19 protein-coding genes are annotated in these 19,223 nt (G+C 60.7%); 5 read left to right on the forward strand and 14 right to left on the reverse strand.

Annotated features, from left to right (window positions below):
• Positions 1-10: 10 nt before the first annotated feature.
• Positions 11-586, forward strand: a complete 576-nt coding sequence (locus ACIQWP_RS14590; protein ID WP_402788306.1) for a TRAP transporter small permease subunit — start codon at positions 11-13, stop codon at positions 584-586.
• Positions 586-2,355, forward strand: a complete 1,770-nt coding sequence (locus ACIQWP_RS14595; RefSeq protein ID WP_402788308.1) for a TRAP transporter large permease subunit — start codon at positions 586-588, stop codon at positions 2,353-2,355. The genes ACIQWP_RS14590 and ACIQWP_RS14595 overlap by 1 nt, the downstream gene beginning before the upstream one ends.
• An 89-nt stretch (positions 2,356-2,444) precedes the next feature.
• On the opposite strand, the gene ACIQWP_RS14600 is transcribed toward ACIQWP_RS14595, so the two are convergent.
• The 6 genes from ACIQWP_RS14600 to ACIQWP_RS14625 form a co-directional block, all read right to left on the reverse strand.
• The gene (locus tag ACIQWP_RS14600; RefSeq protein WP_402788310.1) at positions 2,445-3,554 is read right to left on the reverse strand and encodes a TRAP transporter substrate-binding protein; all 1,110 of its coding nucleotides are present in this window, start codon (positions 3,552-3,554) and stop codon (positions 2,445-2,447) included.
• A gap of 142 nt (positions 3,555-3,696) precedes the next feature.
• A complete protein-coding gene (locus ACIQWP_RS14605; RefSeq protein ID WP_402788312.1) occupies positions 3,697-5,757 on the reverse strand; it encodes a prolyl oligopeptidase family serine peptidase in 2,061 nt (686 codons plus the stop codon).
• A gap of 118 nt (positions 5,758-5,875) precedes the next feature.
• On the reverse strand, positions 5,876-6,766 hold the full coding sequence (locus tag ACIQWP_RS14610; protein ID WP_402788314.1) for a polysaccharide deacetylase family protein: 891 nt from the start codon (positions 6,764-6,766) through the stop codon (positions 5,876-5,878).
• Between the two features lie 105 nt (positions 6,767-6,871).
• A complete protein-coding gene (locus ACIQWP_RS14615) occupies positions 6,872-8,761 on the reverse strand; it encodes an ABC-F family ATP-binding cassette domain-containing protein (RefSeq protein WP_402788316.1) in 1,890 nt (629 codons plus the stop codon).
• A gap of 49 nt (positions 8,762-8,810) precedes the next feature.
• Positions 8,811-9,311, reverse strand: coding sequence for a hypothetical protein (locus tag ACIQWP_RS14620; RefSeq protein WP_402788318.1), 501 nt, complete (start codon positions 9,309-9,311; stop codon positions 8,811-8,813).
• A gap of 156 nt (positions 9,312-9,467) precedes the next feature.
• On the reverse strand, positions 9,468-9,977 hold the full coding sequence (locus ACIQWP_RS14625) for a DinB family protein (RefSeq protein ID WP_402788320.1): 510 nt from the start codon (positions 9,975-9,977) through the stop codon (positions 9,468-9,470).
• Between the two features lie 191 nt (positions 9,978-10,168).
• On the opposite strand from ACIQWP_RS14625, the gene ndk reads away from it, so the two are divergent.
• The gene (gene ndk / locus ACIQWP_RS14630; RefSeq protein ID WP_174174205.1) at positions 10,169-10,591 is read left to right on the forward strand and encodes a nucleoside-diphosphate kinase; all 423 of its coding nucleotides are present in this window, start codon (positions 10,169-10,171) and stop codon (positions 10,589-10,591) included.
• A 139-nt stretch (positions 10,592-10,730) separates the two neighbouring features.
• On the opposite strand, the gene ACIQWP_RS14635 is transcribed toward ndk, so the two are convergent.
• Entirely contained in the window at positions 10,731-11,252 is a 522-nt protein-coding gene (locus tag ACIQWP_RS14635) for a hypothetical protein (RefSeq protein WP_402788323.1), read from the reverse strand.
• Positions 11,249-11,797, reverse strand: coding sequence for a CGNR zinc finger domain-containing protein (locus ACIQWP_RS14640; RefSeq protein ID WP_402788325.1), 549 nt, complete (start codon positions 11,795-11,797; stop codon positions 11,249-11,251). Before ACIQWP_RS14640 ends, ACIQWP_RS14635 begins: the two co-directional genes overlap by 4 nt.
• 66 nt (positions 11,798-11,863) lie before the next feature.
• Here ACIQWP_RS14640 and ACIQWP_RS14645 point away from each other — a divergent pair, with 66 nt between their 5' ends.
• Positions 11,864-12,760: a branched-chain amino acid ABC transporter permease gene (locus ACIQWP_RS14645; RefSeq protein WP_402788327.1), complete on the forward strand. Its 897-nt coding sequence runs from the start codon at positions 11,864-11,866 to the stop codon at positions 12,758-12,760.
• Positions 12,761-12,780: 20 nt separating this feature from the next.
• Here the strand turns inward: ACIQWP_RS14645 and ACIQWP_RS14650 are convergent, their stop codons facing one another.
• The 5 genes from ACIQWP_RS14650 to ACIQWP_RS14670 all read right to left on the reverse strand — a co-directional run bounded on the left by ACIQWP_RS14650 (position 12,781) and on the right by ACIQWP_RS14670 (position 17,225).
• Positions 12,781-13,248 carry a molybdenum cofactor biosynthesis protein MoaE gene (locus ACIQWP_RS14650; protein WP_402788329.1) on the reverse strand — a complete coding sequence of 156 codons (468 nt, stop codon included), beginning with the start codon at positions 13,246-13,248 and terminating at the stop codon, positions 12,781-12,783.
• A 126-nt stretch (positions 13,249-13,374) separates the two neighbouring features.
• Positions 13,375-13,629 (reverse strand): molybdopterin converting factor subunit 1, encoded by a 255-nt coding sequence (moaD, locus tag ACIQWP_RS14655; protein WP_402788735.1) that lies wholly within the window; start codon positions 13,627-13,629, stop codon positions 13,375-13,377.
• On the reverse strand, positions 13,629-14,216 hold the full coding sequence (pgsA, locus tag ACIQWP_RS14660; RefSeq protein ID WP_402788331.1) for a CDP-diacylglycerol--glycerol-3-phosphate 3-phosphatidyltransferase: 588 nt from the start codon (positions 14,214-14,216) through the stop codon (positions 13,629-13,631). Before pgsA ends, moaD begins: the two co-directional genes overlap by 1 nt.
• A gap of 205 nt (positions 14,217-14,421) precedes the next feature.
• Entirely contained in the window at positions 14,422-16,461 is a 2,040-nt protein-coding gene (uvrC, locus tag ACIQWP_RS14665) for an excinuclease ABC subunit UvrC (RefSeq protein WP_402788333.1), read from the reverse strand.
• Entirely contained in the window at positions 16,458-17,225 is a 768-nt protein-coding gene (locus ACIQWP_RS14670; protein ID WP_402788335.1) for an SDR family oxidoreductase, read from the reverse strand. Before ACIQWP_RS14670 ends, uvrC begins: the two co-directional genes overlap by 4 nt.
• A gap of 364 nt (positions 17,226-17,589) precedes the next feature.
• On the opposite strand from ACIQWP_RS14670, the gene ACIQWP_RS14675 reads away from it, so the two are divergent.
• The gene (locus tag ACIQWP_RS14675; RefSeq protein WP_402788337.1) at positions 17,590-18,222 is read left to right on the forward strand and encodes an outer membrane protein; all 633 of its coding nucleotides are present in this window, start codon (positions 17,590-17,592) and stop codon (positions 18,220-18,222) included.
• A gap of 72 nt (positions 18,223-18,294) precedes the next feature.
• On the opposite strand, the gene ACIQWP_RS14680 is transcribed toward ACIQWP_RS14675, so the two are convergent.
• The gene (locus tag ACIQWP_RS14680; RefSeq protein WP_402788339.1) at positions 18,295-19,137 is read right to left on the reverse strand and encodes an oxidoreductase; all 843 of its coding nucleotides are present in this window, start codon (positions 19,135-19,137) and stop codon (positions 18,295-18,297) included.
• Positions 19,138-19,223 lie beyond the last annotated feature (86 nt).

Consider the following 19,223-nt stretch of genomic DNA (forward strand, 5'->3'; position numbering starts at 1 on the left):
GGGGAAAATCATGAAAACATTACTCGGCTTCAGCCGAATGGTGGACTATGTGACCGAGATTATTGGCAAATCGGTCTCATGGCTCATCTTGGTCGCTGTCTTGGTCAGCGCCGGAAACGCCATCGTCCGCAAGGTCTTCAACACCTCGTCCAATGCGTGGCTGGAAGCGCAATGGTATCTCTTCGGCGCGGCCTTCATGCTTGCCGCCGCCTATACGCTCCGGCAGAACGAGCATATCCGCATCGATATCATCTACGGCTCGCTGTCGCGCCGGGTGCAGCATTGGATCGACCTGCTCGGCCACTGCCTGTTCCTGATGCCCTTCGTGCTCCTGATGGTCTATGATCTCGTGCCCTATGTCCGCACCTCCTTCCTCTCGGGAGAGGTGTCTTCCAGTGCCGGCGGCCTGACCATCTGGCCGGGCAAGGCGGTATTGCTGGCCGGCTTCTTCCTGTTGGCATTGCAGGGCATCTCCGAGATCATCAAGAAGATCGCCGTCATGCGCGGCGATATGGAAGATCCAACCCCCTACGTGCCGACGCACGCGCCCCTTGAGGTCGAAACGCCGACAGGGGAGCTGCGCTGATGATCGAATTCATTGCCGTGAACATGGCGCCGATCATGTTCGCCTCGCTGATTGTTTTCCTGCTCATAGGCTATCCCGTCGCCTTCGCGCTCGCGGCCAACGGGCTGCTGTTTTTCTGGATCGGTGTCGAGCTCGCGCCCTATTCGGGCGGCTCCATCCACCTGTCCTGGCCTCTGCTGAACGCGCTGCCGGATCGGTTCTGGGGCGTGATGTCCAACGACACGCTGCTGGCGATCCCGTTCTTTACCTTCATGGGCATCGTGCTGGAGCGATCCGGCATGGCCGAAGACCTGCTCGACACGATCGGCCAGCTCTTCGGGCCTATCCGCGGCGGTCTTGCCTATGCGGTGATTTTCGTCGGGGCGCTGCTTGCGGCCACCACCGGCGTCGTTGCGGCTTCGGTTATCGCCATGGGTCTGATCTCGCTGCCGATCATGCTGCGTTATGGTTACGACCGGCGGGTGGCCTCCGGCGTCATCGCCGCCTCCGGCACACTGGCGCAGATCATTCCGCCGTCGCTCGTCCTGATCGTGTTGGCCGACCAGCTCGGCCGCTCGGTCGGCGACATGTATGCCGGCGCCTTGATTCCCGGCCTGGTGCTGACGGGCCTCTACATGCTCTATGTATTGATCATGTCGATCGTCCGGCCGAATTCCATGCCGGCGCTGCCGAAGGAGGCCCGCTCGCTCGGCTCCGGCGTGACCTCGCTGCTGATCGCCCTGCTGATCTGCGCCGGTATGGCCTATGCCGCCCACATCTATCTGACCCCGACCTATGGCGAGAATGCCGATATTCTCGGCGCCACCGTCGGCGTTGCCTTCATCTATGCCATTGCGGTTCTGGACAAGGGATTGAAGTTCAACGTGATGTCCCGGCTGGCGCAGCAGGTCATCATCGTGCTCATCCCGCCCTTGGCGCTGATCTTTCTCGTGCTCGGCACCATCTTCCTCGGCATCGCCACGCCGACGGAAGGCGGCGCCATGGGGGCGGTCGGCGCGCTGGCGATGGCTGCGGCCAAGGGCAGGCTGAACATGGAGGTCATCCGCTCGGCACTGGCCTCGACCACGCGACTGTCTTCCTTCGTGCTGTTCATCCTGATCGGCTCGCGCGTCTTCTCGCTGACCTTCTATGGCGTCAACGGCCATGTCTGGGTCGAGCATCTGCTGGTGTCGCTGCCCGGCGGCGAGGTCGGTTTTCTGATTGCCGTCAACATCCTCGTCTTCGTGCTGGCCTTCTTCCTCGATTTCTTCGAGCTTGCCTTCATCATCGTGCCGCTGCTGGCACCTGCGGCCGACAAGCTGGGCATCGACCTGATCTGGTTCGGCGTTCTGCTCGGCGTCAACATGCAGACGAGCTTCATGCATCCGCCTTTCGGCTTCGCGCTGTTCTATCTCCGCTCGGTGGCCGCGCGCGTGCCGTATCTCGACAAGGTGACAGGCAAGCAGATCGCGCCGGTGACGACGGGACAGATCTATTGGGGTTCGGTGCCCTTCGTCGGCATCCAGATCCTGATGGTGGCGCTGACGATCATGTTCCCGCAGATGGTCATGCACTACAAGGGAGCAGGCACGGGCGTCGATCCCAATACGATCAAGATCGAGGTGCCGGGCTTTGGCGCACCTGGCCAGGACAATGGCGGCGGCCTCGGCCTGCCGGGCCTGCAGCTTCCCGGAGGCAGCCCGCTGGACGAAAAGCCGGCCGGGCAGGGCGGAGGCGATCAGCCGAAGCCGCCGGTCAACGATCTCAGCCAGCCGCCGTCCTTTAATTGAACGAGATAGCTCGTATCGTTTTTGGTCCAGCGACAACGAAAACCCCGGAGCGCCGCTCCGGGGCTTTCTGTTTCGGAACTACGAACCGGTCAGATTTTGCCTGAGCGCTGCAGCGTCATCATGTAGACGTCGTAGCTGTATTCGGCGACCTGCGCATAGAGGTAGTGCTGGCCACGGAAGCCCTTGATCGATTCCCAGATCTTCTTGAAGGTCGGGTTCGAGGCTTCCATTTCGGCATAGACCTCGTTCGACTTTTCAAAGCAGGCGTTCATGATCTCCGTGCTGAACGGCCTGAGCTTCGCGCCTTCGGCGACGACGCGCTTGATGGCGGCGGGGTTCAGATAATCGTATTTCTGCAGCATGTTGGCGTCCGTCGCCTGGGCTGCCGTGCGCAACAGCGATTGATAGGCCTTCGGCAGGCCATCATAGGCTGCCTTGTTGAACATGACATGCACGGTCGGGCCGCCTTCCCACCAGCCGGGATAGTAGTAATAAGGCGCCACCTTGTAGAAGCCGAGCTTCTCGTCGTCATAGGGGCCGACCCATTCGGCCGCATCGATCGTGCCCTTTTCCAGCGCCGGATAGATGTCGCCGCCGGCGATCTGCTGCGGCACGACGCCGAGGCGCTCCACCACCTTGCCGGCGAAGCCACCGATGCGCATCTTCAGGCCCTTGAGGTCGGCGAGCGTATTGATCTCCTTGCGGAACCAGCCGCCCATCTGCACGCCGGTATTGCCGCCGGGAAAGCCGATCAGCCCTTGTGTTGCCAGGAATTCGTTGAAGAGGTCGATGCCGCCGCCGTGATATTGCCAGGCGTTCATGCCGCGGGCATTGAGCGCGAAGGGAACGGCCGCTCCGAGCGCCCAAACCGGGTCCTTACCCCAGTAGTAATAGGCGACCGTATGGCAGGCCTCGACGGTTCCGGCCGAAGTCGCGTCGGCGGCTTGCAGGCCCGGCACGATTTCACCGGCCGCAAAGACCTGGATGTTGAAATTGCCATCGGTGGCTTCAGACACGTATTTCGACAGCACTTCGCCCCCGCCATAGATCGTATCGAGCGACTTTGGAAATGATGACGTCAGGCGCCAATTGATCTTCGGATTGCTCTGGGCAATGGCCGGAGCAGCAAGGGTTGCAGCAGCCGCAACCGAGCCGGCGCCGGCGACGCCGGCTTTCCGCAGAAATGAACGACGATCCATGTATGACTCCCCCCGGATACGAGCGGGCGGGCTCGCCCGCTCTTCGTGATCACGGCCGCAGCTAACCACGCCCCTCGACGCGTTTCAAGCGTATCGGAAGCGGGTACAACCATTGATTTTCGCAGGGAGCCGGAAGACGGCCTTAGAGGTTCTTCCCTTTCACGATCGTCTCCCGCAGAAAGCTGTAGCCCAGCGCCGTGCGCGTTGCGAGCTGCATCGATGCCCCATCGCCGCCATGCCCGCCCGAGGCGAACTCATGGAAGAGCGGATGGTGGCCAAGCGCCTCCAGCTGTGCTGCGAACCGCCGTGCATGGGACGGATGAACCCGGTCATCGTTGCTCGAGCTTTCGATATAGATCGATGGATAGCTGATCTCGGAAGCTGGCTTGACGTTGTGCAGCGGCGAATAGGACTGCAGATATTCAAGGTCGATCGGATTGTCCGGGTCGCCATATTCGTCGATCCAGGCTTTCCCGGCCGGGAAGACATGAAAGCGGGTCATATCCAGCACCGGCACCTGGCACCAGATGGCGCCGAAATCCTGCGGATAGCGCGTCGTCATGACGCCTGTCAGAAGCCCGCCATTGCTGCCGCCGTTTCCGGCGATGCGGGATGGCTTGGTGTAGCCGCGGATGACGAGATCGCGGGCGACCGCGGCGAAATCCGCGAAAGCTTTGTGCCGGCCGTGCCCCTTGGCGCCGCGGTGCCAGTTCGGGCCGAATTCGCCGCCACCACGAATATAGGCCGTCACAAAACCGTTGCCTTGTTCCAACCAACGGCCGATGCCGCCGGAATAATAGGGTCCGAGCGAGATATCAAAACCGCCATAGCCGTATAGCAGCACAGGCAGCTCACCCTTGGTCCAGCTCTTCGGCAGAACGATATGATAGGGAACTTTCGTACCGTCCTCGGAGGTGGCTTCAAGCAGGAAGGACGTCATGCCTTCGCTGTCGAAATAGCTGGGGGAGTTGGCGACATGCCTGAGTTCCAGCGGCTCCCGGCGATTGCTGAGGTTCAGGTGATAGCACGAGGGCGTTTTCAGGAAGCCTGAGCCATAGATCTGCAGCGTGTCGTCTCCGAGATGCAGGTCCGAGTAAAGCGATTGGAAGGAGACGGCCTGAACATCTTCGGGCAGTGCGATTTCCTGAATTTCGGCGTTCGGCTTTGTCAGGTCCAGAACGAAAAGGTGCGGCTGCAGATTGTCCGAGACGATGAAGACGCACCATTCGCGCATCAGCAGGAATTGCGAAACCGATTGCCGCTCGCCGGGCGAAAACAGGATGCGTGTCGTCTCGGCGCCTGCGTCACCGGGCTCACGCGGCAAAGGCTGCAGCGCCAGGCTGCCGGTCGGTATCCGTTCGTCGGTCTTGGCAAGCCAGATGAGATGGGAGTGATTGAACCCGAAATCGATATCCTCAGGCAGATCGATCCTTCGCAGCGAGCCGTCCCGATCCTCGATGAAGTGGCTGGCACTGCCGATTTCGTGACCGGCGCTGAAGATGCGGATCGGCCGGGTTGTGGCATCCGTCACGAGATCGGCAAGCACCGGGTCGAAGATCGAACAGGAACCGTAGATGTCGCTGTCGGCGGCGGCATAGAGGACTGGCGCATCCGCCGGCGCCTGGCCGCGCTTCAGGCGGCGGCCAACACGCGGCCAACCCGACCGCGTTGATGACTCACGGTCGATCGAGCCAAAATAGGCGATTTCGTCGTGGCTGAGCCAGGTCGCGTGGCTGCGCACCGCGGGCGTATCGAAACCGCCTTCGACGATGCTCTTGGTCTCGCAGTCGAATTCGAGCATGCGGATGGGATCGGAGCCGCCGTCGGAAAGGCAGATCAGCACCCGTGTCGGCTCCCAGGGGCAGGTGAGCGCACCTCGCCACAGCCACAGCTTGTTTTCCCTTGCACAGAAAGCGTCGAGATCGAAGATCGGCTCCCAGGGTGCTTCGGGCAGGGGAGCAAGATCGGCCGGCAGCCGATACCATCGGCCGAGCGGATGATCGGCGCTGCGATGGAAATCGAACAGCCAGTTGCCGCGCCGGGTCGTGGCGATCAGCCGGTCCTCGCGCTCGATCATCTCCTTGATCGCGACGCGGTCCGCCTCGAATTCCGGCGTCGTCAGCAGCTGCTCGGATTGGGCATCCTTCTCGGCGACGAATTGCAGGGTTTGTGGATCGTCGTCACGTTCAAGGTGGAGGTGCATGGAGGCTCGCCATTCCATTGTTGGTAGTGGTCGCCTGCCAGCAAATCAAAATACGGGCGCGGAAGCAACTGTGCTTCCGCGCCCGTATTTGCGATATATTTTTCGGCGCTGACCGCCTTCAGCGCATTATTCTGGTGTCGGCCTGGGCTATCAGATTCGTCGCGGGGGCCTGTTCGCGCCGGTATTTCAGCGTCACGACCTTGTAGCCCTCCTTCTCGAGGCGGCTCAGCAGAACCGGCAGCATCCTGACGGTGCGCTGGTGGATGTCATGCATCAAAACGATGCCACGGCCGCGCTGATGGAGCTGCTTCATGGTGCGATCCACCACGGAGGCGGGCGTCGAGGTGAAGTAATCCTTGCTGTCGATATCCACATCCATGACGACCATGTCGCGGGCGGCGATGGCGGCGCGCAGGCGCTTGGAGTCGGCAAGATAGGGGAAGCGGAAGAAGGGAACGTCCGTGCCGATCGCCTTGGTGACGGCATCCTTGCCGCGGGCGATCTCGGTCATCGCCGCGTCGAAGGTCATCTTGTCGAGATCGGGATGGCGGAAGGTATGGCTGCCGATCGCATCGCCATGCGCCAGCACCTCGCGCGCCGTTGCCGGATGAGCCTGCGCCATCTCCCCGACCATCATGAAGGCGGCCTTGACGCCGAACTTGTCGAGTGTGGCGAGAATGCGCTCGGTCTTGCCGGGGGCAGGGCCATCGTCGAAGGTGAGGATGACCTCCTTGTCGGCGAGCCTGATATCCTTGAGCGAAGAGACTTCCAGCGTCCGGCCGGCCAAATTGTGCGGTCCGCTGGCATCCTCCAGCTCTTTGGTCTCGAGATCGGCGACGAGCCATTTCTTCGGCTCCATCTCCACGGGATCATTGGCCTTCAGCGGCTTGTGGCGCGGCTCTTCGGCGGCATAGCCGCTCTTGAGCGATGCTTCATTGCCTGGTTTCGTGGCACACCCTCCGAGAGCCAGAGACACGGCAAGGCCAGCCAGCAACACACGGTAGTTCATCAGAATCGCTCAACAATATGTCTATGAAAGTTGAGCGCATTTTCTGCAGTTATGGTTAATGAACGGTTAGGATTAGGTCCTAATTCGTCAGGCGGCGGCGAGGTTTCAGCCTGCCATACCGCTCTCATATTCCGATGAAAGTTCCAGCCATTGCTCCTCGGCTGCCGCGAGCTTTTCGGCGGCATCGGCGCGTTGTTTTGCCTTTTCCGCGGCCTTGGCAGGTGCCTTATCGTAAAGGGCGGGGTCCGCAAGTTCCACGTCAAGCGCCTGAATCAATTTCTCAAGCTTGCCGGTCAAGGATTCGATTTCGTTGATCTTCTTCTTGAGCGGGGCGAGCGAGGCACGGCGATCGGCATTGAGTTTGCGCTGATCCGCCTTGGAAACGGAATCGTCGATACCGTTTGCCGCCGCTTTGCCGTCCCTGGATTTCGGGCTGGCGACGACGAGGTTGCGGTACTCCTCCAGGTCGCCATCAAAAGTCGAGACGGTACCGTCGCGCACCAGCCACAGCCGGTCGACGGTCGCCTCGATCAGATGGCGATCGTGCGAGATGAGGATAACAGCGCCGGAATAATCGTTCAGCGCCTGGATCAGCGCATTGCGGCTATCGATATCCAGATGGTTGGTCGGTTCGTCGAGGATCAGCAGGTTCGGCGCGTCGAAGGCGGCAAGGCCCATCAGGAGACGCGCCTTCTCGCCACCGGAGAGATCCTTGACCTGCGTGTCCATCTTTTCCGTCGCCAGTCCCATCTGCGCGACGCGGGCGCGCACCTTGGCCTCCGGCGTTTCGGGCATGCGGCGGCGCACATGCTCGACAGCGGTCTGGTTGGGGATGAGGTCGTCGAGCTGGTGCTGGGCGAAGAAGCCGATCTTCAGGTTCGGTGCCAGCTTCACATCGCCGCTCTCAGCATCGAGGCGGCTAGAAATGAATTTCGCAAAGGTCGATTTGCCGTTGCCGTTGGAGCCGAGGAGAGCGATGCGGTCGTCGGCATCGATGCGCAGATTGAGGCGCTTCAGGATCGGTTTGCCCGGCTCGTAGCCGACGGCGCCGCCGCTGATCGCGATGATCGGCGACGCCGGCTGCTTTTCCGGCTCCGGAAAACTGAAGCCCATCACATGGTCTTCGATGACGGCCGCGACCGTTCCCATCCGCTCCAGTGCCTTGACGCGCGACTGCGCCTGCCGCGCCTTGGAGGCCTTCGCCTTGAAGCGGTCGATGAAGCTCTGCAGATGCTTGCGCGCCGCATCGTTCTTCGCCTTCGCCTTCATCTGCAGCTCGTCGGCCTCGGCCTTCTGCCGCTCGAACTGGTCGTAGGAGCCGCGATAGAAGGTGAGCTTCTTCTGGTCGAGATGCACGATGGAATTGACCGCCGTGTTCAGCAGGTCGCGGTCGTGCGAGATGATGATGACCGTATGCGGATAGCGGCGAATATAGTCCTCGAGCCAGAGCGTGCCTTCAAGGTCGAGATAGTTTGTGGGTTCGTCGAGCAGCAGCAGATCCGGTTCGGCGAACAGGACCGCGGCAAGAGCGACGCGCATGCGCCAGCCGCCCGAGAAGGAGGAGGCAGGGCGCTTCTGCGCCTCGTGGTCGAAGCCAAGGCCTGCAAGGATGCTGGCGGCGCGCGCTTCGGCCGAATGTGCGTCGATATCGGCAAGGCGTGTCTGGATATCCGCGATGCGATGCGGATCGGTGGCCGTCTCGGCTTCCGCCAGCAATGCCGCGCGTTCCTTGTCCGCTGCCAGGACGATATCGATCAGCGGCTCCTCGGTACCGGGCGCTTCCTGCGCGACCTGACCGATACGCGCATTGCGCGGGATCGAGACCGAGCCGCTCTCGGCGGCGAAATCGCCGGTGATGATCCTGAACAGCGTGGATTTGCCGGCGCCATTCTTGCCGACGAGACCTGCCTTCGTGCCCGCCGGAAGCGTCACGTTGGCATGATCGATGAGAAGGCGGCCGGCAATGCGGGCGGAAAGGTCTGAAATCGAAATCATGGCGCGGTTTTGGCCGAACTCGGCGCCGAAGGCAAGAGTGTGAAAGCGTTCAGACGCCCGCGCTGGGCGGCGACTTCGGCAGGTTGACGCAGTTCCTCAGCCTCTCGGTCAGCTCGGTCTCGTAGAGCATGAGATTGCTGAGCGAAGCGTTAAGACAGTCGAGGGCAGCATTGGCATGCGGGGCCGCGTCGATCTCTCGGGCAAAATGTTGCTTCTTCATCAGGCCCTTGGCCAGCTGATCCGCAACCTCGCGCAGCATCTCCGCCGCGTCACTTTCCGATTTGCGCGCTACCAGACCGCAATGGCTGACAAGGCGATGTTTCAGGCCGATCTCGTCGAGCCCGCTTTGCAGGGGGAGAGGACCAAGCGCTTCGATCTCTTCGGCAAGACGGCTGTCCTGTCCATAGAGCGCCTCGTGAAAGAGCTGATAGTTGCGCGGCAGGCTCTTGATCTTCAGCCGCGTCATGAAGCGACCGATAACCTCGAGCTCGGTTTCCGTTTCATCATCGTCGATGGAATATGCCGAAACGCTTGTCTGCGAATTCTTCATGCCTGCTTTTGACCGTGAGCTGATATATCTTACCAATCTGCGGGCGGGCAGGTTAAGGGAACATGAACAAAATGTCTTATCCACGTTGCGGCGCAACAAAATGAAGCATGTGCTCAACGCTTGAGCGAAGGCGGGAAATGATGGCTCGCCTCCCGGTTACAACCACTGCTGTCCTTCGCTGCGCAGGAAGTGCAGGAGGTCGAGCACCAGAGACGGCTTGCCCATCGATGTCAGGATCATGTGGCATTGACCGCGGTGATGGGTGTGGTGGTTGAACATATGTGCCACTGCCAGATGGAGAGGAACGGTAATGGCGCTTGGCCGCAGCACGGATGTATAGGTGATGTCGGCGGCAAGGGCATCGGCATCGAGCACTTCTACCCACTCCGTGATGCGCCGATCCTCCACTTCTCGCATAGTCCGAAGCCCGGCTAGATCGTCGTGCAGGGCGACGTCCAACGCCCTCGGTACTTCGCCGGTGCCGCTGAAGCGGTGCATCCACAGCCGGTCTGCTACCAGCAGATGGTTCAGCGTTCCGTGGAGCGAACCGAAGAAGGCGCCGCGATCTTCGTGGAATTCCGCATCGCTGAGGTCTGCCGCGGCATCATAGACCTGAACATTGGCCCAGCGATTGTAATCGGCAAGCATTCTGAAATGTCTGAGCATATGGTTCTCCTCCGTGGTCTTGGTGATGTTATCGCGAAGCACGCCGATAGCTACCGCTTTGCCACGCAGTGGGTTGCGAATCGGATGCTCCTACTGTGACAGCGGCGTGAAATTGGGCGATCCCCCTTGTTTTCGGGCTTTGAGGCAGGTAAACACCGCCCACTTTTCTCTGAATTACAAGGAATGGACCCATGGCGATTGAACGTACTTTCTCGATGATCAAGCCGGACGCGACGAAGCGCAACCTGACCGGCGCCATCACCAAGGTTTTTGAAGACAACGGCCTGCGCGTCATCGCCTCCAAGCGCGTATGGATGAGCAAGCGCGAAGCTGAAGGCTTCTACGCCGTTCACAAGGAACGTCCGTTTTTCGGCGAACTCGTCGAAGGCATGACCTCCGGCCCGACCATCGTTCAGGTCCTGGAAGGCGAAGGTGCCATCCTGAAGAACCGCGAAATCATGGGTGCCACCAATCCGGCTAACGCTGACGAAGGCACGATCCGCAAGACCTTCGCTCTGTCGATCGGTGAAAACTCCGTTCACGGCTCGGACGCTCCGGAAACGGCTGCCGTCGAAATCGCCTACTGGTTCGCAGAAACCGAAATCGTCGGCTGAATCGGCCTCTCAGCTCCAGCGCTGAACGATTTGAAATGACTCATGAAAGCCGGGATTTCGCGTCCCGGCTTTTTTCATGCGGGGCACACTAGCCTCCCTCTCCCCGCAAGCGGGCAGAGGGGACTATCCCGCAGCTGCCTCACGCCGGGCAGGCCGTATCCTTCCCATAATCGGCGCTGCCGTCACCTTTGAAAATATCCGGATTGGCGGTGTAGGCTGGCCCGACGACCAGCGGCTTCGTCGGCAGCACCGTCTGGTCGAGATCGGATTTGACCTCGGTCTTGATCGTCTGGATCGTCTTGTCGCCGGCATCCACCAGCTTGATTGACACTGCATAGGGGCGGTCCTTGCGCACGCAGCGCAGGTCTGGGCTTTCCAGCGTGATCTTGTCCCAGAACGTATAAATCTTCTGGTTGACGACAAGCGGATCGCCGCCGGCCGGATTTTCGAATTCCGCAACGGCTGTCGTGCCCTCGGGGATCGGGGCGATCTTCTTGAGCGTAATCATGTAGCTCGCGCTCGCCACGCGGTAGTTGAACACGAAGAGGCGACCGGTAAGCTGGGTCGGGCCTTCATCGTCCTTCCTCTGGCAGCCGGCCAGCGCCAGGCCAGCGATGATCCCAACGCTCATCGTTGTCAGCATGATCCCTCGTATTGTCATGGTGCAGTCTCCTCCCTCTTGCGCCGGTAGTGCCGGCTTGCCTTGGCGCGGTTGCCGCAGACCGCCATGTCGCACCAGGCGCGGCTCTTGTTCTTGCTGCGGTCGATGAAGAGCCAGCCGCAGTTGCGGCAGATCTTCATTCGTTCCGGATCGGGCATGGCGATGAGCCGCAGCGTCGAATGCACGGTCGCCGCATCAAGCCCCTCGGTCGCCGCCCGTTTCAGTACCTTCGCCAACGCTGCAAGCAGATCCGCAAGCAGCAAGTCGGCGGCCTCGCCGAGAACGCGTGCCCGGAAGTACCGGTCGATCGTCTCGCGCAACGAGATGAAGTCGCCCCGGTTTTCCCTCTGCACCGGCAGGATATCGCCGAAGAGCGCCCGTTCGGCGCAGAAATTGATAGCCGCTTTCGGAAAGCTGTCCATCTGCCCCGGCGTCTCGAAACGGTCGAGCCGGCGCTCGTCGTCATGGCGCAGGATCACGCTGTTGGCGACATCGAGCGCAAGCGCGCCACCGGAAAAGCGATGTGGGGTCCAGGAAAAGCTCATGACGAAAATTATAACTGGTAAAATCAATTTTGCCAGTTACTATTTGCTCGTTCCTCGGAGGGGTGGATGGCTTATCTTCTGCAGCAACTGGCGAATGCCGTTCCGCTCGCTGCGCTCTATGCGACGCTCGCTTTCGGCTATTCCATCGCATTCGGGGTCATGAAGCGGGCCGATATCACCTATGGCGCGCTGTTTGCCTTTGCCGGCCAGATGCTCGTGCTGTTCACCGATGTCGGCTACACCAGAATGTATCTTGTCCTGCCGGCTGCCTTCGCTTTTGGCGCCTTGATCGCTGTCGGCTATACGCTCGGCACCAGCTTTCTGGTTGGCCGCGCGATCATGCTGCCGCTGTCGCGAAAATCCCCGAATACCGTCATCGTCGCCGCACTCGGCATGATGATTATCCTGATGGAAACGGCGCGGTTGGCTTCAAATACACGCGGCATCTGGCTGCCGCCTTTCCTGAATGGCGCAGTCGTCTTCTGGGACAGCGGCGATTTCCGCGTGACGCTGACCGAAATCCAGCTGCTCAACACGGCGCTGATGATCCTGGTGATTCTTGCCGGCGCCTATGTCCTCAAATGCACCGGCTGGGGCCGCATTTGGCGGGCGGTGACGGACGATGCTCTCGCCGCCGAACTTTGCGGCGCCAGCGCCAACCGCGTCTTCCTGCTGGCCTATGTCGCCTCTGCCGTGGTCGCGACCATCTGCGGGCTGCTGGCAACATCCTACTACGGAACGATGGATTTCGGGGCGGGGCTGATGTTCGGGCTCAAGGTGCTGATGATCGCGGCGGTCGGCGGCTATTCCGATCCGCTGAGGTCGGCCGGCGGCGCGGCCCTCCTTGGCCTCACCGAGACCATGTGGGGCGCCTACGGCCCGTTCCTGTGGCGCGACTTTGTCATCTTCTCGCTGCTTGTGCTGCTGCTGATAGCGAGCCGGCGCGAAAGGGTCGTGCCTTGAGGCCCATGTGCCGCTGGGGCTTAGGTGTCGCCGGCCCATTTGGCCCGCGCCGCATCGTCGGCATCCCTAGCCGAGACCCAGCCGCCTTCAGCGCCGTCGCTGCCATGTTCCTTCTTCCAGAAGGGCGCGGATGTCTTCAGAAAATCCATGACGAAATTGGCTCCGTCAAAGGCCGCCTGTCGATGTGAGGCGGCTGCAATGACGAGCACTATGTTCTCTCCGGGAGCGATTTTGCCGTATCGGTGGATGGCGGTCAGGCCGAGAAGCCCGAAGCGCTCGATGGCGAGATTGGCGATACGGGTGATCTCTGCCTCCGCCATGCCGGGATAATGTTCGAGTTCGAGAGCGCCGAGCGTTCCGCCTTCGTCGCGGCAAAGCCCGGAGAAGGTGACGACCGCGCCGACATCGTGTCGCCCCGCCGTCAGGCGATCGCTCTCCGTCTGAAGGTCGAAATCCTCGCGTTGGACTTTGACGAGTGGTGCGTTCATTGCAATTTCCTTATCGCCCTCTCTCAAAGAGTTTGCGGAGACCGCCGGCCCTTCGCTAGGGCTCAGGGCGTTCGTCGCTGCAATCGATTCACTGGATCGATTGCTCGGGCAAAGCCCGATCGCTCCTCACCCTCCGGTCATCGGCGGGAAGAGCCCGATCTCCCGCGCCCCGGCGATCGGTTCATCGTGATCTGCATGTTCCATGTTGATGGCGACGCGGATCGCCTCGGGGAATTCAAGCGCTGCCTCGTATTCCTCTCCCAAGCCCTTCAAATGACTCAGGAGATCAGCAACGGTCACGACGTCGACGGGAAGGGAGATCTCCTCTTCCGCTTTGCCGATCCGCTCGCGCACCCAGGCGAAATAGACGAGCTTCGTCATCATTCATTGTCCACGACATGCTTCAACCCGGCCCGGAAGTAATCGTAGCCGGTATAGATGGTCAAAAGCGCCGCGATCCAGAGCAGGCCGATGCCCATCTCCGTCGTATAGGGTAGCACCTTGTCGCCCGCTGGCCCAGCCAGCAGGAAGGCGATGGCCACGAGCTGGGCGGTCGTCTTCCATTTGGCGATGCGCGTTACGGGAACGCTGACCTTCAGCGCCGCCAGATATTCGCGCAGGCCGGAGACGAGGATCTCGCGGCAAAGGATGATGATGGCGGCCCAGAGCGACCAGCCCGCGATGGTGCCGTCAGCCGCGACCAGAAGCAGGATCGCGGAGACCAGCAGCTTGTCGGCGATCGGATCGAGCATGCGGCCAATATTCGAGGTTTGGTTCCAGATGCGCGCGAGATAGCCGTCGAGGAAGTCGGTGAGCGAAGCGATGACGAAGATCCAGAGCGCGACCCAGCGCGCGAAATCGGAACCCTCAAGCTTGCCTTCGATGAAGAAGCAGAGAACGATCAGGGGTACGCAGAGAATGCGGCCGTAGGTGAGCAGATTGGGAATGCTATAAGCGCGCGAAGCCATGGAAATCGTTTCGTTTCTGTTGTCTCGACGGGCCGGATGGGCTCTGTTGAATCTCATCCGGCTGAAGTCGTGTGATTGGGTGTGATTCCAAAAAACGCTCCGCACTTTTTGGTGGTCACGCCCTAGATGATGGTTTGGTCAGTTTATCGTCAATATTGTTTCTGTTTTTTCACCGCTATTGCGTGGAATTTGCGACCGGCTTTTCTTATTTCGCGGCGTCCTCGTGAAAATGATTGTAGACCTGCCGTGCGACGGCCTCCGAAATGCCTTCCACCGTCATCAGATCCGAGAGGGCGGCGCGCGAGACGGCCTTGGCGGTGCCGAAATGCTGCAGCAGCGCCCGCTTGCGCGAGGGGCCGATGCCGCCGATCTCGTCTAGCGGGTTCTTCACCATCTCCTTCTTGCGCCGGGCGCGATGCGAGCCGATGGCGAAACGGTGCGCCTCGTCGCGCATGCGCTGGACGAAGTAGAGCACAGGGTCGCGCGGCGGCAGCGAGAAGCTTTCGCGCGATGGGGCGAAGAAGCGCTCGCGCCCGGCCTCGCGGTCGACACCCTTAGCGACGCCGATGGCAATCACGCTGTCGGTGATCCCGAGCTCCTCGAGAATCGCGCGCACGGCCGTCATCTGCCCCTGGCCGCCGTCGATGAGGATGATATCGGGCCAGGCAGGGAAGGGACGGTCGGCTGCGTCGATGGTCGCGTCAGCTGCGGCACTGCGATCGGGCTTGCCTTCCTCCTTCAAGAGGCGGGAGAAGCGGCGGGTCATGACCTCCCGCATCATGCCAAAGTCGTCGCCCGGCGTGATGTCGGTCGATTTGATGTTGAACTTGCGGTACTGGCCTTTGACGAAACCTTCGGGCCCGGCGACGACCATGCCGCCAACGGCATTGGTGCCCATGATGTGGGAGTTGTCGTAGATCTCGATGCGCTGCGGCACGTAGGGAAGCTTGAATGTTTCCTTGAAGCCCTCGAGCAGCCGCGATTGCGAGGCGGTCTCCGCAAGCTTGCGTCCGTGCGCCTCGCGGGCATTGGCGATGACATGTTCGACCAGATCGCGTTTCTCGCCGCGCTGCGGCACGAGGATCGCGACCTTGTGGCCGGCTTTCTCGCTGAGGGCCGCCGCCAGCAGGTCGATTTCCTCGATCGTCTCCGAAAGCAGGATCTGCCGCGGCACGGGCTTGTCGTCGTAGAATTGCGCCAGGAAGGCGTTCAGCACTTCGGCGCCCGAGAGCGAGGGGTCGGCCTTCGGGAAATAGGCGCGGTTGCCCCAGTTCTGACCCGTGCGGAAGAAGAACACCTGGATGCAGGAAATGCCGCCCTCGTGGTGGATGGCGAAGACATCGGCCTCCTCGACGCCGGCCGGATTGATGCCCTGATGGCTCTGCACATGCGACAGTGCCGCCAGCCGGTCGCGAAAGACGGCGGCGCGCTCGAAATCGAGATCCTCTGCGGCGGCGTTCATCGCCTCGGCCATGTGCGCCTTGACATTCTGGCTCTTGCCCGAAAGGAAGTCCTTTGCCTCCTGCACCAGTTCGCCATAGCCTGCATCGCTGATCTCGTGCGTGCAGGGCCCGGAACATCGCTTGATCTGATAGAGCAGGCAGGGGCGGGTGCGCGTTTCGAAAACACTGTCGGCGCAGGTGCGGATCAGGAAGGCGCGCTGCAGCGAATTGATAGTGCGGCCGACGGCGCCAGCCGAGGCGAAGGGGCCGAAATAGTCGCCCTTGCGGGCCCGGGCGCCGCGATGCTTGAAAATGGCCGGAGCGCGTTGATCGCCGGTGATCAGGATATAGGGAAAGGATTTGTCGTCGCGCAGCAGAACGTTGAAGCGCGGGCGCAGGCGCTTGATCAGATTCGCTTCCAGTAGAAGCGCTTCCGTCTCCGTTCGCGTGGTGACGAATTCCATATTGGCGGTTTCGCGCACCATGCGGGCGATGCGGTTGGAATGCACCTTGCCCAGAGCATAGTTCGAGACGCGCTTCTTCAGGTTCCGCGCCTTGCCGACATAAAGGACGTCGCCGGCCTCGTTGAACATACGGTAGACACCGGGATTATTGGGCAGCCGCTTGACGAATTCGGCAATCAGCTCGGCGCCGCGAAGTCCTGTCTCGTTCTTGCCGCCTTCGTTCCAGTCGATGGACGCGGCAGGGCCGGCGGCGGCATCGCTTTCCACCTCGATGTCGTCGTCGGTATCGTCTGATTCGTCGTAGAGAATGCCGCCGTCAGGCAGCTTTCTTCCATTCATTCCGCACTCTCCGACACGTCTGGCGTTTCCCAGGCAAGATGCTGGCCGCCATCGAGCGCTATCATTTGGCCCGTGATCGAGGGCGTGTCAAAAAGAAAGCGGATGGTCCGGCCGAATTCTTCCAGCCCCGGCGCCGCCCTTAATATGAGGCCGTCGATCTGCGCTTGGAAGTCCTCTTCGGTCTGCCGCACGCTGCGCACGGTAGGTCCTGGCCCGATCGCATTGACGCGGATGCGCGGCGCGAAACTCTGCGCCATCGTCTGAGTCGCGGTCCAGAGGGCGGCCTTCGATAGCGTATAGGAATAGAAGCGCGGATTGAGCGCCCAGACCCGCTGGTCGACGATATTGACGATCAGGCCCGGATGCGGCGCGGGAAGCTGCCGGACGAAATCCGCGGCTAGAATCGACGGCGCACGCACATGCACCGCGAAATGCGCCTCGAAGGCTTCCGCGTCGAAACGGTCGGCGGAATCGCCGAGAAAGGCCGACGCGTTGTTGACCAGAAGATCAAGTGGACCGAGGGCATCCGCGACCCTTTCGACAAGGGTTGATGTCTCGCCCAAATTCTGCAGATCCGCCTTGATCGCAATGGCCCTCCGGCCCATTTGCCGCAGTTCTGCCGCAATTTCCGTCGCCTCGGCAAGAGACTGATTGGCATGCAACGCCACCGCGAAGCCGTTAGCCGACAAATCCTCGGCAATTGCCCGGCCTATTCTTTTGGAGGCACCCGTTATCAGTGCCGTGCGTAGTTTTTCCTGGCTCAAGAGATCGCCTTTTGCTCGTCGTTACCCAACTGACGCTCATATAGGGCGTCGATACACCATATGAAAAGATGGATGAGCGAATGACGCTCTTTGAGGTTTCTTATGTAAAGCTTGAGATATATTTTGTTTAAAATAAGTATACACGCTTTAACCATTGGTTATGGTTAACAATTCATCTGTTGCGGTGAAGCAACATCGAAATTCAGCCACGTCTGTGCCACAATGATATCATATTTTGGCTCTTCCAATTCCTCATTTGCATTCCAATTTCAGTCTCGATCCGGGAGGGATATGTTTAATTGCTCGTGGCGCTTCGAAGTCAAGGACAGTAAGCGAAGCACACGGGACTGATAAGGAGAAAAGTATGCGTACTCTCGTAACGACCCTCATGGTCTCCGCTTTCGCTTTTGGCGGTTTCACCGCAGCTCATGCTGCCGACGCTGTTGAGCAGATTCCGCAGCCGCCCGTCGCCCAGGAAGCAGCTCCGGCCATCAACAACTGGTCCGGCTTCTATATCGGTGGCGAAGGCGACTGGAACAAAGGTCACTTCAACCGCACCGGCAATAGCTACGCCTTCGGCGGCGGTGCCTACACCGGCTACAACTGGCAGCAGGGCCAGATCGTATACGGTGTCGAAGGTGACCTCGGTTACGCCGACTCCGAAACGAGCCGCAACGGTCTCACTGCCAAGAACGGCATCAACGGCTCGGTTCGCGGTCGTCTCGGTTACGACTTCAACCCCTTCATGCTGTACGGCACGGCCGGTCTGGCTCTCGGCCAGAACAAGCTCTCCGACTCTACGTCGTCTGAAAGCAAGACGGGCGTTGGCTACACGGTCGGTGCAGGTGCTGAAACCTTCATCACCAGCAACATCACGGCTCGTCTCGAGTACCGTTACACCGATTACGGCAAGAAGACCTTCAACCTCGACTCCGGCAGCTTCTCGCGTGGCTTCGACGAGCAGAGCGTCAAGGTCGGTATCGGCGTGAAGTTCTAATCGCTCGACGATATGGAATGAAGAAAAAGCCGGGGTTTCGCCCCGGCTTTTTTGTGTCATGCCTCTGAGTGTTCAGGCGGCGTCCTTCGGGAAGTCCGTCGATACCGCGAGTTCGCGCCAGTCAACCAGCTCCTTGGCGACGTATGCGTTCTTGCTCTCGATCGCGCTGACCGTATCCGAACCGAAAGGCATGCGCAGCGGCGGGTTGGCCGAATGTGCAAGCGTGATCATCGACTTTGCAAGCCGTGCGGGATTGCCAGGCTGGGCGTGATTGTGGCCGGCGGCAAAATCGCGCATCGCCCCGGCCGGCGTGCCCCTGTAGTCGGCAATCGAGCCCGGGCTGACGGCAAGCGAGCTTTCGTCAAGGAAATCCGTTCGGAAGAAGCCGGGTTCGACAACCGTGACCTTGATGCCGAGCGGCTGCAATTCAGCCGCCATTGCCTCGGACAGGCCCTCGACGGCGAACTTCGTCGAGCAATAGACGCCCCAGCCGGCAAAGCTCTGATAACCGCCGACCGAGGACATGTTGATGACATGACCTGAGCGCTGCCGGCGCATATGTGGCAGGATGGCGCGGGTCACTTTGAGCAGGCCGAAGACATTGGTCGCATAGAGCTTCTCGATTTCCTCAGCAGTTGCCTCTTCCACGGCACCCAGCAGCCCGTAGCCGGCATTGTTGACGAGGATATCGATCGTTCCGAAGCGCTTGACGGCGGCGGCCGCCGCCTCATGGGCCTGTGCCTCGTTCGATACGTCGAGGGCGACGGGCAGCAGGTTCGGATGGTTGCCGAACTTCTCAGCCAGGCCGGCGGGATTGCGGGCGGTGGCGACAACGGCGTCGCCAGCGGTGAGGGCTTCCTGAGCGATAAGGGCGCCGAAGCCGCGGGATGCACCTGTGATGAACCAAACACGCATGAACTTTCTCCTTCGTGGGTTTGCAATTCCGTGGGTGGAATTCGCTTGCAGGAGAAAGGTAGCTTGATGGCATCGTTGAGATAATC

Source organism: Rhizobium sp. NPDC090279 (assembly GCF_044769665.1).
Taxonomy (GTDB): domain Bacteria; phylum Pseudomonadota; class Alphaproteobacteria; order Rhizobiales; family Rhizobiaceae; genus Rhizobium.